Source organism: Paenibacillus sp. FSL R5-192 (assembly GCF_000517845.1).
GTDB lineage: Bacteria > Bacillota > Bacilli > Paenibacillales > Paenibacillaceae > Paenibacillus > Paenibacillus amylolyticus.
Genome location: NZ_ASPR01000017.1, coordinates 50,259 through 63,603, shown reverse-complemented (window position 1 = coordinate 63,603; position 13,345 = coordinate 50,259). Strand labels below are relative to the sequence as shown.

General features: G+C 47.2%; 12 protein-coding genes and 1 rRNA gene. 12 read left to right on the top strand and 1 reads right to left on the bottom strand.

Annotation, left to right across the window (positions count from 1 at the left end; all coding sequences use genetic code 11):
• Nucleotides 1-84 precede the first annotated feature (84 nt).
• From rrf to pssA, 9 genes are all read left to right on the top strand, one after another.
• Nucleotides 85-201, top strand: a 5S ribosomal RNA gene (rrf, locus tag C161_RS16730).
• Nucleotides 202-379: 178 nt separating this feature from the next.
• Nucleotides 380-1,555: a GNAT family N-acetyltransferase gene (locus tag C161_RS16725; protein WP_036671580.1), complete on the top strand. Its 1,176-nt coding sequence runs from the start codon at nucleotides 380-382 to the stop codon at nucleotides 1,553-1,555.
• Nucleotides 1,556-2,016: 461 nt separating this feature from the next.
• Nucleotides 2,017-2,478 (top strand): CtsR family transcriptional regulator, encoded by a 462-nt coding sequence (locus tag C161_RS16720; RefSeq protein WP_036671579.1) that lies wholly within the window; start codon nucleotides 2,017-2,019, stop codon nucleotides 2,476-2,478.
• A gap of 31 nt (nucleotides 2,479-2,509) precedes the next feature.
• A complete protein-coding gene (locus C161_RS16715) occupies nucleotides 2,510-3,034 on the top strand; it encodes a UvrB/UvrC motif-containing protein (RefSeq protein ID WP_036607138.1) in 525 nt (174 codons plus the stop codon).
• Between the two features lie 28 nt (nucleotides 3,035-3,062).
• A complete protein-coding gene (locus tag C161_RS16710) occupies nucleotides 3,063-4,133 on the top strand; it encodes a protein arginine kinase (protein ID WP_036607140.1) in 1,071 nt (356 codons plus the stop codon).
• Between the two features lie 184 nt (nucleotides 4,134-4,317).
• Nucleotides 4,318-6,780: an ATP-dependent Clp protease ATP-binding subunit gene (locus C161_RS16705; RefSeq protein ID WP_036607223.1), complete on the top strand. Its 2,463-nt coding sequence runs from the start codon at nucleotides 4,318-4,320 to the stop codon at nucleotides 6,778-6,780.
• Between the two features lie 272 nt (nucleotides 6,781-7,052).
• The gene (gene radA / locus C161_RS16700; protein WP_036671578.1) at nucleotides 7,053-8,420 is read left to right on the top strand and encodes a DNA repair protein RadA; all 1,368 of its coding nucleotides are present in this window, start codon (nucleotides 7,053-7,055) and stop codon (nucleotides 8,418-8,420) included.
• A gap of 13 nt (nucleotides 8,421-8,433) precedes the next feature.
• The gene (gene disA, locus C161_RS16695) at nucleotides 8,434-9,510 is read left to right on the top strand and encodes a DNA integrity scanning diadenylate cyclase DisA (protein ID WP_036607144.1); all 1,077 of its coding nucleotides are present in this window, start codon (nucleotides 8,434-8,436) and stop codon (nucleotides 9,508-9,510) included.
• Nucleotides 9,511-9,555: 45 nt separating this feature from the next.
• Nucleotides 9,556-10,287, top strand: a complete 732-nt coding sequence (pssA, locus tag C161_RS16690) for a CDP-diacylglycerol--serine O-phosphatidyltransferase (protein WP_017692048.1) — start codon at nucleotides 9,556-9,558, stop codon at nucleotides 10,285-10,287.
• 125 nt (nucleotides 10,288-10,412) lie between these two features.
• Here pssA and C161_RS16685 read toward each other — a convergent pair whose 3' ends face one another.
• Entirely contained in the window at nucleotides 10,413-10,808 is a 396-nt protein-coding gene (locus C161_RS16685) for a hypothetical protein (protein ID WP_017692049.1), read from the bottom strand.
• 173 nt (nucleotides 10,809-10,981) lie between these two features.
• On the opposite strand from C161_RS16685, the gene C161_RS16680 reads away from it, so the two are divergent.
• The 3 genes from C161_RS16680 (at nucleotide 10,982) to ispF (ending at nucleotide 13,318) form a co-directional block, all read left to right on the top strand.
• On the top strand, nucleotides 10,982-12,067 hold the full coding sequence (locus C161_RS16680; protein WP_036607148.1) for a PIN/TRAM domain-containing protein: 1,086 nt from the start codon (nucleotides 10,982-10,984) through the stop codon (nucleotides 12,065-12,067).
• An 82-nt stretch (nucleotides 12,068-12,149) separates the two neighbouring features.
• Nucleotides 12,150-12,845 carry a 2-C-methyl-D-erythritol 4-phosphate cytidylyltransferase gene (gene ispD / locus C161_RS16675; RefSeq protein ID WP_036607150.1) on the top strand — a complete coding sequence of 232 codons (696 nt, stop codon included), beginning with the start codon at nucleotides 12,150-12,152 and terminating at the stop codon, nucleotides 12,843-12,845.
• Nucleotides 12,842-13,318 carry a 2-C-methyl-D-erythritol 2,4-cyclodiphosphate synthase gene (ispF, locus tag C161_RS16670; protein WP_017692052.1) on the top strand — a complete coding sequence of 159 codons (477 nt, stop codon included), beginning with the start codon at nucleotides 12,842-12,844 and terminating at the stop codon, nucleotides 13,316-13,318. The genes ispD and ispF overlap by 4 nt, the downstream gene beginning before the upstream one ends.
• Nucleotides 13,319-13,345: the final 27 nt, after the last annotated feature.

Below are 13,345 nucleotides of genomic sequence, written 5' to 3'. Positions count from 1 at the left end.
ATCCAATAGCAAGTTGTAATTCGCATGTTTCGTTTCGAATCTAGTTTTCAGAGAACGATCTCTGAATGTAAGCTATGCTATGCGTTTGGTGGCGATGGCGGAGGGGTTCCACACGTACCCATCCCGAACACGACCGTTAAGCCCTCTAGCGCCGATGGTACTTGGACCGCAGGGTCCTGGGAGAGTAGGACGCCGCCAAGCGAAGAACCACTGCCGATGTTATTCGGTGGTGGTTTTTATTTGTTTATTTTAGGGGATGCGGAAGCATCTCTTATTTGACTTTGTAAGAATCCTCTGACACACTCTAAGGGGTACATATATCAGATATCAGGCCATGATTTGGATTGATATAACTCTAGCGAATGGGGTGTAGGACAACATGGAAATTCAGAAATTGACGGTAGATGATTTTGAACCGGCGATGGCACTCTCCGAATATGCTTTTCAAGTAGTAATGAGTGAAGAACAGAAAGAAAAACGGCGGAGTCAATTTTCGTCACAGGATATATGGGGTGTATATGAGGACGGGCAGCTAGGAGCCAAACTTCACATCATTCCTTTTCAAACCTATATTCATGGCAGATCGTTCGAGATGGGCGGTATTGCGGGTGTTGCCACCTGGCCAGAGTATAGACGCAAAGGCTGGGTAGCGGGTCTGCTGAAGCATGCGTTGGAAGAAATGAATCGTAACAAACAGAGCATATCATTCTTGCATCCATTTTCTTTTGGTTTCTATCGGAAGTATGGATGGGAGACGTATGTTGAATTTAAACGTTATAAAGTACCTACAGCTCATTTGCCTTCGAAAAAAGCGACACCTGGAACAATTCGGCGTGGGGATCCAGGCCTCAGCATATTAAAGGAAGTATACAGTGCTTATGCTGAGCGTTATAACGGAACTCTGGTCCGGGATGATGAAAGGTGGGAGAATTCAGTTCTTGTTAATGGGACCAGCCAGAAGGCTGTATATTACGATGAAGCTGATGCAGCACAAGGTTATCTTTTATATGAGGTTAAGGAAAATAAGTTTACCATTAAAGAGATCATCTATCTGAATGAAGAGGCTAGGCAAGGGCTGTGGACCTTTATTGCTAACCATGATTCCATGATCCAGGAAGTTACGTTGCAGGCGCCTGCCAGTGATACGCTTGCCTTCCAATTGGATAACCCACGGATTCAGCAGGAGATTGTACCTTATTTTATGGCGCGTATCGTTAGTGTAGAGCAGTTTATATCCCAGTATCCATTTGCAAGCCAGGACTCACCGGTGCAGATTGTACTTCAGGTAGAGGATGCCCACGCTCCATGGAATGAAGGGGTATGGCAATTAAACGTAGCAATGAACGGAACAGCGTCCATATGGAAAACATCGGAGCCAATTACTGATGATCAGATCATTAAGGTGGATATTCAATCCCTTACCGCGGTGCTCATGGGATATCGCAGACCAACGGAAATGGCACGAATCGGAAGAATTCACGGACCGAACACAGCAATCAAGGCTTTGGAACAAGCGATTCCTGAACGGGAAACCTATTTGCTCGATTTCTTCTGATGACTATTCCCACTGCTCCATTTAACTTGATTAGCTTATATAGAAATACGGCGTGATTGAAAGACAAATGGACTTCTCCAGCAATTTTGGGGAGGTTTTTTTGTGTCTGGGGAATATTTCGTGTAAAATCGTAAAAAATGAATAGTGACCCCACTTGGCAAAACCACAAAATATGCTATAATGGTTATAAAGTCAAAGAAAGTCAAAGTCAACTAAAGGTTTAATACTTAAGTAGCTTTCTTTCTACAATCTGATGCATGATCGCCAATATACGGGATTCATTTCATCGGAGGATCAAGGGAATATTAAAGGACCTTCGTGCTTCCTTCGCTCTCCTGTTGGCACCTGTGGAAGCAAGATTCGCTGTTTCCATGATTGGTTAAATGGGTAGAGAAGGTGTACTCTGTGGGGGCGTGTGGGTCCTTATTGACTTAACGTTTCAGACAGTGGAGGATGATTGGATGCGTAATATCTCTGATATTATCGAACGATATCTGAAGAGTATTTTGCATGAAAGTCCCGAAGGAATGGTTGAAATTCAGCGTAATGATCTGGCAGATCAATTCTCATGTGTACCTTCCCAGATCAATTATGTCATCAGCACACGTTTTACACTCGAGAAGGGATACCTGGTAGAGAGTAAACGCGGCGGTGGTGGTTATGTTCGCATACAGCGCATTGAATTACCGGCCCAATCAGCTCTGCATAATCATTTGCACCATAGTATTGGTGAAGAGATCGGGCAGACAGCTGCCGAAGGTCTGATCTATCAATTGGAAGAAGCGCGCTTCTTGAACAAGCGGGAAGCCGGGTTGATGCGAGCTGCTGTATCTAGAGAGGTTATATTGGTCAAACTTCCTTACCGGGATCAAATTCGTGCCAGAATGTTGAAGGCGATGTTAATATCTTTGCTCGGTAAATGAAAACTATCGGGGTCAAAGGAGGTACATCAATATGCTGTGCCAAGAATGCAATAAACGTCCGGCGACACTTCATTTTACGAAGATCGTAAATGGAGAGAAGACGGAATTCCATATTTGTGAGTCATGTGCCCGTGAAAAAGGGGAAATGATCCCTGGAACAGCAGGTGGGTTTTCCATTCACAACTTGTTGTCAGGATTGCTTGATTTTGATCCAGCCGGCAAAAGTGGATCGGCAGGAACACCACCTGCAAAAGCTCTTCAATGTGAAGAGTGTGGTATGACGTACGCACAATTTAGTAAGATAGGCCGGTTCGGCTGCAGTTCATGTTATAAATATTTTGACAGTCGTCTGGATCCTTTGTTCAAGCGGGTTCATGGTAATACGTCCCATGTAGGCAAAGTGCCTGCACGAGCTGGTGGTCGCATCAAGGTGAAACGGCAAATTGCTGATCTGAAGCGTGAGCTCCAAGAGAGCATCGCACAAGAGGAATTTGAAGAGGCGGCTCAGATCCGTGACCAGATCAGAGGACTTGAAAAAGGAATAGCTCAGGAGTAAAGTTTGTCATGAGTAGGAGGGATGCGTAATGCCTAATCTGCGCTTTACAGAGAAGGCGCTCAGCGACTGGATGCGCAGTGATGCGGCTGATTCCGAAATTGTCATTAGCAGCCGTGTCCGGATTGCACGCAACCTTCAGCATGTTCCGTTTCCGATGCTGGCTTCCAATGAGCAATCGGAAGAGGTGCTGAATAAGCTGAGCGAAGTACTTCAATACGATGACGTTCATGCCTTTGGGGATTTTCATACGTTGGATCTGATCGATATTGACGAACTCGACAAACGGGTGCTGGTGGAGAAACATCTCATCAGTCCAAGTCTTGCGAATGAATCCAGGAATGGTGCGGTTATTCTCAGTGAGGATGAGTCAGTCAGTATTATGATTAACGAAGAGGATCATCTTCGTATCCAGTGCCTCTATCCGGGGTTCCAGGTGAAAGAAGCCTGGGAGAAAGCTTCCGCAATAGATGATGCTTTTGAAGCGCATGTGGATTATGCTTTTGATGATCGCAGAGGATACTTAACCAGCTGTCCTACTAATGTAGGTACAGGTGTCAGAGCATCGGTTATGATGCACTTGCCTGCCCTGGTGATGACGCAACAGATAGGCCGTATTCTAACCGCAGTTTCCCAAGTGGGATTGACGGTAAGAGGAATATACGGTGAAGGTAGCGAGGCGATGGGTAACCTGTTCCAGATCTCGAATCAGATTACATTGGGACAGACCGAACAGGAAGTCATTGAGAACCTGCATGGTGTTGTGTTACAGATGATTGGTCATGAACGTACAGCGAGAGAACGGTTAATTACCGACTCCAGACTTCGGATTACGGATCGGGTCATGCGTTCTTATGGCATATTGTCTCATGCAGCTATTGTTGATTCCAAGGAAGCTGCACAGCGCTTATCGGATGTACGCCTTGGGGTGGATCTCGGATTGTTGGATGGACTGTCCATCACGGTAATGAATGAGTTGAATGTGATGACACAGCCGGGATTTTTGCAGAAAACATTCGGGGAAGATATGCGCACAGATGAGCGTGACATATACCGTGCTCAGTTGATTCGTGATACGATCAATGCAGCGAAGCAGTCCTAGTTTAGCCTGATATAGTATTGAATTATGGTTTCATGCCGCATTGCGGCTTTTATATAATAAGGCATGTACAAATGCCAAATGACTTTATTCGCAGCACGGCTGCAAACAAAAATGATATGAAGAATACGACGGTTATTTCATTACATGACCTCGTTTTATCCAAAACCATGGAGGTGCAGGAGATATGATGTTTGGAAGATTTACGGAACGGGCCCAAAAGGTGCTCGCACTCGCGCAGGAAGAAGCTGTCCGTCTCGGTCATAATAACATCGGTACTGAGCATATTTTGCTCGGCCTCATTCGTGAAGGCGAAGGCATCGCAGCCAAAGCACTGATCGGCCTGGGACTCGGATTGGAAAAAATTCAGGATGAAGTAGAAACGCTGATTGGCCGTGGCCAAGAGCAACCTACCAACATTGCATATACGCCACGTGCGAAAAAAGTAATTGAACTGTCTATGGATGAAGCTCGTAAATTGGGCCACACTTATGTAGGCACAGAGCATATCCTGCTTGGATTGATTCGTGAAGGCGAGGGTGTTGCAGCACGTGTGCTCAATAACCTGGGAATTAGTCTGAACAAAGCACGGCAACAAGTGTTGCAATTGCTTGGCAGCAGTGAAGCTGTATCCAGCCATAATGGCACACCTGCCAATGTCAGCACACCAACGCTGGACAGTCTGGCACGTGACCTCACGGCATACGCCAGAGAGAATAACCTTGACCCGGTCATTGGACGTAGTAAAGAAATTGAACGTGTCATCCAGGTGCTCAGCCGTCGTACGAAGAACAACCCGGTATTGATCGGTGAGCCAGGTGTAGGTAAAACAGCGATTGCTGAAGGCCTTGCACAAAAAATCATTGCAAATGAGATTCCGGAAACATTGCGCGACAAACGTGTAATGACCCTGGATATGGGTTCAGTAGTCGCTGGAACCAAATATCGTGGTGAGTTCGAAGATCGTCTGAAAAAAATCATGGATGAGATTCGCCAAGCAGGTAACATTGTCCTGTTTATCGACGAATTGCATACCTTGATTGGCGCAGGCGGGGCTGAAGGTGCCATCGATGCTTCTAACATTTTGAAACCGGCTCTGGCTCGTGGAGAATTGCAATGTATCGGTGCGACAACACTGGATGAATATCGTAAATACATCGAGAAGGATGCAGCGCTTGAGCGTCGTTTCCAACCGATTACTGTAGATCAGCCTTCTCCAGAAGAAGCGATTCAAATCTTGCACGGCTTGCGTGACCGTTATGAGGCGCATCACCGCGTGAAAATTACGGACGAAGCAATTGTGCAGGCCGTTAAACTGTCTGACCGTTACATTACAGACCGTTTCCTGCCAGATAAAGCGATTGACCTGATTGATGAAGCGGGTTCCAAAGTAAGATTGAACTCTTACACGATCCCACCAAACCTGAAACAACTGGAAAGCCGTCTGGAAGATATCCGTAAGGAAAAAGACGCTGCAGTTCAAAGTCAGGAGTTCGAAAAAGCAGCAGCTCTGCGTGATACGGAACAAAAAATCCGTGAAGAGCTGGATGTAACGAAGAACCAGTGGAAAGAGAAACAAGGTCGCACCGATTCCGAGGTTACTCCTGAGGATATCGCACAAGTGGTAGCCAGCTGGACAGGAATCCCTGTGAACCAACTGAAAGAAGAAGAGACACAGCGTCTGATGAATCTGGAGTCTATTCTACATGAACGTGTCATCGGTCAGGATGAGGCAGTGAAGTCTGTCAGCCGTGCGGTTCGTCGTGCTCGTGCGGGACTTAAAGATCCAAAACGTCCGATGGGTTCATTCATTTTCCTCGGCCCTACAGGGGTAGGTAAAACAGAACTTGCTCGTGCTCTGGCTGAAGCGATGTTCGGCGATGAAAATGCAGTAATCCGGATTGATATGTCCGAGTATGGTGAGAAGCACTCGACTTCCCGACTTGTCGGAGCGCCTCCAGGATATGTTGGGTACGAAGAAGGTGGCCAGCTGACAGAGAAAGTTCGTCGCAAACCATATTCCGTAGTCCTGCTCGATGAAATCGAGAAAGCACATCCAGAAGTATTCAATATCTTGTTACAAGTGCTTGAGGATGGTCGTCTGACGGATTCCAAAGGTCGCGTCGTTGACTTCCGCAATACGCTGATCATTCTAACATCCAACGTGGGTGCCGAAGCGATCAAACGTAACTCTACACTGGGCTTCACTGCAGTTGTAGATGCAGGAGCAGATTATGACAACATGAAGGGGAAAGTGATGGATGAGCTGAAGAAAAGCTTCCGTCCAGAGTTCCTTAACCGGATTGATGAAATTATCGTGTTCCACTCACTTGAAGAAAAACACATCGCTGAAATTGTTACGCTTATGAGTGAAGAACTTCGTAAACGACTGCTTGAACATGAGGTCGATTTCGAACTCACTGACAATGCCAAGTCTTTCCTTGCGAAGTCAGGCTTTGATCCAGCTTACGGTGCGCGTCCGCTTCGTCGGGCGATCCAGAAGCATATCGAGGACAAATTGTCCGAAGAGTTGCTCACAGGTAACGTAACCAAAGGGGATTCATTGCTCATCGACGAAGAGAACGGTGCACTGTCTGTTACGAAAAAAGACGTAGTCGTTCCGTCCAATGAGGAAATCGAAACTAAATAATATTTAGCAAGCTTTGGAGTTAAACTTCAGCTTGTATTGATCCATAATCCTTAATCAAATCCTTCTCGGCTTCGGCCGGGGAGGATTTTTTGCACTTTGGACAGAAGACGGACATGATTATGTCAGGAACATGTGTAAAGTTTGCGATAATCCTTTACGAAAAATCTCAAACAATGGTAAACTTTTAGTAACCCTGCACGTCAGGGAGTTTGGGTGAAATTCGTCGAATAATGCAAAATGCTGTTATAAAATTAAATTATAGGAGTGCTGAAGTGGCCAAAGTTAAAACCAAGTTTCAATGTACGGAATGCGGCTATGAAGCCCCCAAGTGGTACGGTAAGTGTCCGGGTTGTCAGTCATGGAATTCAATGGTGGAAGAAACAGAGACGGTGGTCAAAACACAAGGGAGAAATTCTCCTCTGTTTGACAGTAAAGATAAACCGCTTCCTATCATAGATATAGATAGCGGTCAGGAACCGCGTGTACAGACTGGAATCGGAGAGTTGAACCGGGTATTGGGTGGCGGAATCGTTCCGGGTTCACTCGTTCTGGTGGGCGGAGATCCGGGTATTGGTAAATCAACGTTGATGTTGCAGACGTCCCATGCTTTGACGCATTCGGGTTTGCGTGTGTTATATGTTTCCGGTGAGGAATCAGTCAAGCAAACCAAATTGCGGGCCGACCGTCTCGGGGCACTCTCTGCCGAGTTGTATGTACTGTGTGAAACCAATATGGAACGTGTAGAGGAAGCGGTGGATCAGATCCAGCCGCATTTTCTGGTCATCGACTCCATTCAGACGGTATATCTTCCCGAAGTTACCAGTGCGCCTGGTAGTGTTGCACAGGTAAGGGAATGTACGTCAAGGTTCATGCGGATTGCCAAAGGCAGAGGCATTGCAACGGTTCTTGTGGGGCATGTTACCAAAGAAGGTGCCATTGCTGGTCCACGTATGTTAGAACATATGGTGGATTGCGTGCTTTATTTTGAAGGAGAACGGCATCATACGTATCGCCTGCTGCGTGCGGTGAAGAACCGTTTTGGTTCCACCAATGAGATTGGTATTTTTGAAATGGGCGAGGATGGACTTCGTGAGGTGGGCAATCCGTCCGAACTCTTTTTGTCGGAACGTCCACTGGGTGTAGCAGGTTCAACGGTAGTTGCCAGTATGGAGGGGACACGTCCTCTACTCGTGGAATTACAGGCGTTGATCTCGACGACCCATTTTCCTTCTCCTCGCCGTATGGCAACAGGGGTAGATCTGCATCGATTAAATCTGATCATTGCAGTGCTGGAGAAACGGATGGGCATGTTTTTACAGACCCAGGATGCGTATCTGAACGTGGCTGGTGGAGTACGATTGGATGAGCCCGCTGTAGACTTGGCGGTTGCCGTAAGCATTGCATCCAGTTTGAGAGATGTGCCGACCAAGCCGGATGACGTCATCTTTGGCGAGATCGGTCTGACAGGTGAAGTTCGAGCCGTATCACGGGCCGAACAACGAGTGAAGGAAGCCGCAAAGCTGGGCTTCAAACGAGTCATTTTACCAGAAAAAAGCTTAAAGGGCTGGAAACATCCTCGCGGGATACAACTGATCGGTGTGAATACCGTGGCAGATGCACTAGCGGTTGCTTTAGATTAGGGGGCATAACAAGATGAAAGATATGAGCCAACTGGATAATATGAATGAGTTGTTAAGGCTGATCGCACCAGGTACACCTTTCCGCGAAGGTCTGGAAAATGTGCTGCGCGCCAAGACGGGCGCACTGCTTGTTGTAGGATACAGCCCTGAAGTAATGGAAGTGGTGGATGGGGGATTCTCAATTAACTGTGATTTCTCCCCGAACTATCTGTACGAACTCGCCAAGATGGATGGAGCCATTATTCTTAGCGAGGATTTGAAGCGTATTCTTTACGCCAATACCCAGTTAATCCCGGATTCATCTATCTCTTCATCAGAGACGGGGATTCGTCACCGGACGGCAGAGCGTGTAGCAAAGCAAACGGGTAAATTGGTCGTATCCATATCACAGCGCCGGAATATCATTACCTTGTATCAGGGAACACTTCGTTATTCCCTCAAGGAAATCGGGGTTATTTTGACCAAAGCGAATCAAGCGATTCAAACCCTGGAGAAATACAAAGCGGTATTAACACAGTCCCTTACGAATCTGAGTGCTTCGGAATTTGAGGAATTAGTAACGATTCCTGAAGTGGTTAATGTGATTCAGCGTACCGAAATGGTGATGCGGATCAAAACGGAAATCCAACGGTACATTCATGAACTCGGGAATGAGGGACGACTCATTTCCATGCAAATGGAAGAACTTGTGGGTACAACGGAAGAAGAAGCCTGGTTATTGTATAAAGACTATGCCCGTGACGACAGTGATGACAAAATCCGTGAAATTATCGTGGGACTGAAAAGATTGTCGGACGATGAGTTGCTGGATGCACATCATATTGTCCGTCTGCTCGGCTATCCTTCATCAGCGGCTACTTCAGAGGATTCGGTTGCCCCTCGTGGATTCCGGGTATTAAATAAGATCCCCCGCCTGCCCAATGTCATTATCCATAATCTGGTGGATCAATTCGAACAATTGCCTCATGTTATTATGGCTACAATTGAAGAACTGGACGAAGTGGACGGTATTGGTGAAGTTCGTGCCCGGACCATTAAGGAAGGCCTCAAACGTTTGCAGGAGCAAATGTTTATCGACAGACAGATGTAAGGGTTTGCCTATATAAAGGCTTGAAATGGATGAGGTGAAACAACGATGCTAACCAGATTCATTCCGAATCTCTTTACCCTGGGTAATCTGTTTCTTGGAATGATGGCAATTTTGCTTGCGATTGATGGAAATTACAGTTTGGCTGCCATTATGGTCATTGTAGCGATGCTACTGGATGGTCTGGATGGCCGAGTGGCACGTGCACTTAATGCTCAAAGTGAATTCGGTAAGGAACTGGATTCCTTGTCTGACATGGTTTCCTTTGGTGCAGCACCAGCCCTGATCATATTTATGGTGTCGTTTCAAGATTCAATGCCGATCCTCGCCTGGATCGCAACAGCGGCTTTTCCGATCTGTGGAGCCATTCGTCTTGCACGGTTTAACGTTCGTCCGGGTATTCCCGGATACTTCACAGGTCTGCCGATACCGGCAGCCGGCGGGGTACTGGCCACACTGTCCTTGTTCAATAAGGATATTGGCCCAGTTAGCATGATGATTGCTACATTGCTGTTATCGTATCTGATGGTGAGTTCGCTTAAATATCCCAATTTCAAAAAGGTCGGGTTGCCACGCAAGGCAATCTGGATTGCACCATGGGTTGTGTTATTTGCCATAGCCGTAGCCGTTATTTTCCCAGAGCAGTTATCCAAATTGATCTTTATTCCGCTGGTGTTATACGCCTTGTATGGAATGAAGCATAATGTGCGAACAGCGGCCTCGCGTAGTCGGGCGAAAAAGCGCAAGGATGAGAAATCCTCCCGTCCTTCCGATCGTTAAGTCGCCTTGGGGACAACACTATACAAAGAAAGCACGTACTCTCCTGAACTGGAGAATGCGTGCTTTTTGTTTATTCAGATCTATTTACGGTAAAAGAAACCCTTACGGACGACATACATATCTTCTTACGACAGATTAAACATCCCTAACGTTGAACACTTCTGTGATTCGTGATTTACGACCTCTTCCATGTTAATGTCCAGCAGATTGCAGAGAGCCGACATGTAGAACAGGTTCCGCCCTAGCTCAGAGCTGATGACCTCTCTGCAGTTCTCACACAACTCACCTTCCACATGCGTTTCCAGCAGGCCCTTGGTTTGAGCGATATCGCTCTCCGGGGCATATTTCTGCTTGGTGGCGTGCAGCTCGATGCAGCCGCATTCGGTAATGGCTTTGGACACGGCACGGTTAACAGACGCTCCGGCTTGTCCCGTTTTGGACAGTACATCAATCAGGCTGCGATGACGCAACAACAGTTCAGAAACTTGATCCTGGAAAGCCTGTAAACTTAGCGTACTCATTTTGCCACTCACCTCGGGATATGAATTGAATTCATTATATGCCAATAATTTACCTACTTTCAACTGACGATTGCAACATTTCCAAAAAGTTCTTCCAGATGGGATTAGTAATTCAGGAATTGGATCATACTGGATATAAAGATCAAGATACATTGAAGGAGGTGCAGGGACTAATGTGGAAAAAAGGCATTTTAACTTTTACAGGATTGTGCGGTGCATGGTTCGGCTACACGGCATATCATCTGGCAGGAAAATCGGTCCCATGGATGGCGGAGTGGATTCAGTCAGCAGGATTACTGGGAGCTGGTATATCGACGCTGCTGGGAGCTGTAATGTTTATGGCTGTATGTAATATTGGTGGAACATTGATGGCAGACAGGCTGCATAGTGGAATTAATTCATTGGCAAAAGTACCTATGAACGAATTGGCTGCAGGTGCTGCAGGTACAGTTGCAGGATTGCTCGTGGCCTTGTTGCTCTACCCTGTTGTGGGATGGATGGGGACGGCAGGAGAAGTGCTGCAAGTGGCGCTGACGGTGATTAGTGCTTATTCCGGTTATGCCCTTGCCATGGCGAAGAAAGACGATCTAGGGGCCTTCTGGATGACTGGACGATGGGGTCATCCCGAGGTGGACGAGGACAGACGGATGGAAGAACATAAAATTCTGGATACCAGTGTTATTATCGATGGGCGTATCGCTGATATATGCAAAACCGGATTTATTGAAGGCACGATCGTAATTCCGGAATTTGTTCTGGAGGAGTTACAGCATATTGCCGATTCATCGGATCTGCTCAAGCGGAACAGAGGACGGCGTGGACTGGACATTTTGAACAAAATCCAGAAGGAACTTGATGTAAAAGTCCTGATCTACGAGGGGGATTTCGAGGAAATCTCCGAGGTGGACAGCAAACTGGTTAAACTGGCTAAAGTGCTTCAGGGCAAAGTGGTCACCAATGACTTTAACCTGAACAAAGTGTGCGAACTCCAGGGTGTATCTGTGTTGAATATTAATGATCTCGCCAATGCGGTTAAGCCGGTTGTTCTGCCAGGTGAGGAGATCATGGTGCAGATCATCAAGGATGGCAAGGAGCATGGTCAAGGTGTAGCCTATCTGGATGATGGCACAATGATCGTTGTGGAGGGCGGACGCGAGTATATCGGCATGATGATGGAAGTGCTGGTGACCAGTGTGTTGCAGACTTCAGCGGGACGAATGATTTTTGCCAAGCCGAAACTGTTGGAAAAAGCCCAATAAAGCGGTATGATGGGTAGTGTATCGTTGAATGATATTGTATATCTTTGGACGATAAACTGACAGACAAGGCAGGGATTGCGGCATGGATAAAGGGTGGGGCGTTGTCATTGTGGCAGCAGGTCGCGGAACCCGGATGGGGACGACCGAGAGCAAACAGTTTCTGTTGCTGCAGGACAAGCCCGTTTTCATACATACGCTTGAGGTATTTGCTGCGCTGGACGAGATCCGCGAGATGGTGCTGGTCACAGGAACCGCAGATGTTGAACGCTGCCAGGATTGGGTAAAAGAATACCAACTGGATTCACGTGTCCGTGTTATCCCCGGAGGGAAAGAGAGACAACATTCTGTCCATAAAGGCCTTGAGGCACTTGGGACGGATTGGGTTCTCGTTCACGACGGGGTACGTCCTTTTGTGAACCATGAGCAGATCAAGGGATGCATGGCGGCCGCCATAGCCGGTGGTGGAGCAGCTGTACTGGCGGTTCCCGTGAAGGATACGATCAAACAAGTGAATGCGGAAGGAGTCGTTACGGCGACGCCAGACCGCAGCAGTCTGTGGAGCATTCAAACCCCGCAGGCTTTTCGTCTTTCTTCCCTGCTCTCCGCCTACGAATCAGCTGAGCAGGACGGATTTCTGGGAACAGATGATGCCATGCTGGCTGAACGTCAGGGAATGTCGGTCAAGGTTGTGGAAGGCAATTATACCAATATCAAATTAACAACGCCGGAAGATTTGAAATATGCTGCGTTTTTGCTGGGGGGAGAGAAGAAGCGATGATACGTGTAGGACAGGGATTTGATGTACATCAGCTGGTAGAGGGACGCCCGTGTATTATTGGCGGAGTAACGATTCCTTATGAAAAAGGCCTGCTGGGTCACTCGGACGCAGACGTGCTGTTGCACGCGATCAGTGATGCCATTTTGGGTGCACTGGCACTTGGGGATATTGGCAAGCACTTCCCGGATACCGATCCGGAATTCAAAGATGCCGACAGCCTGAAATTGCTGGAGCATGTATGGCAGCTTGTGAAGGATCGCGGGTATAAGCTAGGGAATATCGATTCAACGATTATTGCCCAGAAGCCAAAGATGGCTCCTTATATCCCACAGATGGCTGAGGTTATTGCCAAGGCACTGGAAGCGGATGTAACACAGGTGAACGTGAAAGCAACAACGACAGAGCAACTGGGATTCCCGGGACGGGGAGAGGGCATTGCCGCTCAATCCGTTGTTTGCCTTGTACGTGTGTGATATCATCAATCAATTAGTGACGGAGGG

Bases quoted from the DNA above. Each gene is read 5' to 3' on its own strand.
- C161_RS16680 (WP_036607148.1), top strand. From the start codon at position 10,982: ATGTGGAAAAAAGGCATTTTAACTTTTACAGGATTGTGCGGTGCATGG.
- C161_RS16685 (WP_017692049.1), bottom strand. From the start codon at position 10,808: ATGAGTACGCTAAGTTTACAGGCTTTCCAGGATCAAGTTTCTGAACTG.
- ispD (WP_036607150.1), top strand. From the start codon at position 12,150: ATGGATAAAGGGTGGGGCGTTGTCATTGTGGCAGCAGGTCGCGGAACC.
- pssA (WP_017692048.1), top strand. From the start codon at position 9,556: ATGCTAACCAGATTCATTCCGAATCTCTTTACCCTGGGTAATCTGTTT.
- disA (WP_036607144.1), top strand. From the start codon at position 8,434: ATGAAAGATATGAGCCAACTGGATAATATGAATGAGTTGTTAAGGCTG.
- C161_RS16720 (WP_036671579.1), top strand. From the start codon at position 2,017: ATGCGTAATATCTCTGATATTATCGAACGATATCTGAAGAGTATTTTG.
- ispF (WP_017692052.1), top strand. From the start codon at position 12,842: ATGATACGTGTAGGACAGGGATTTGATGTACATCAGCTGGTAGAGGGA.
- C161_RS16705 (WP_036607223.1), top strand. From the start codon at position 4,318: ATGATGTTTGGAAGATTTACGGAACGGGCCCAAAAGGTGCTCGCACTC.
- C161_RS16715 (WP_036607138.1), top strand. From the start codon at position 2,510: ATGCTGTGCCAAGAATGCAATAAACGTCCGGCGACACTTCATTTTACG.
- C161_RS16710 (WP_036607140.1), top strand. From the start codon at position 3,063: ATGCCTAATCTGCGCTTTACAGAGAAGGCGCTCAGCGACTGGATGCGC.
- C161_RS16725 (WP_036671580.1), top strand. From the start codon at position 380: ATGGAAATTCAGAAATTGACGGTAGATGATTTTGAACCGGCGATGGCA.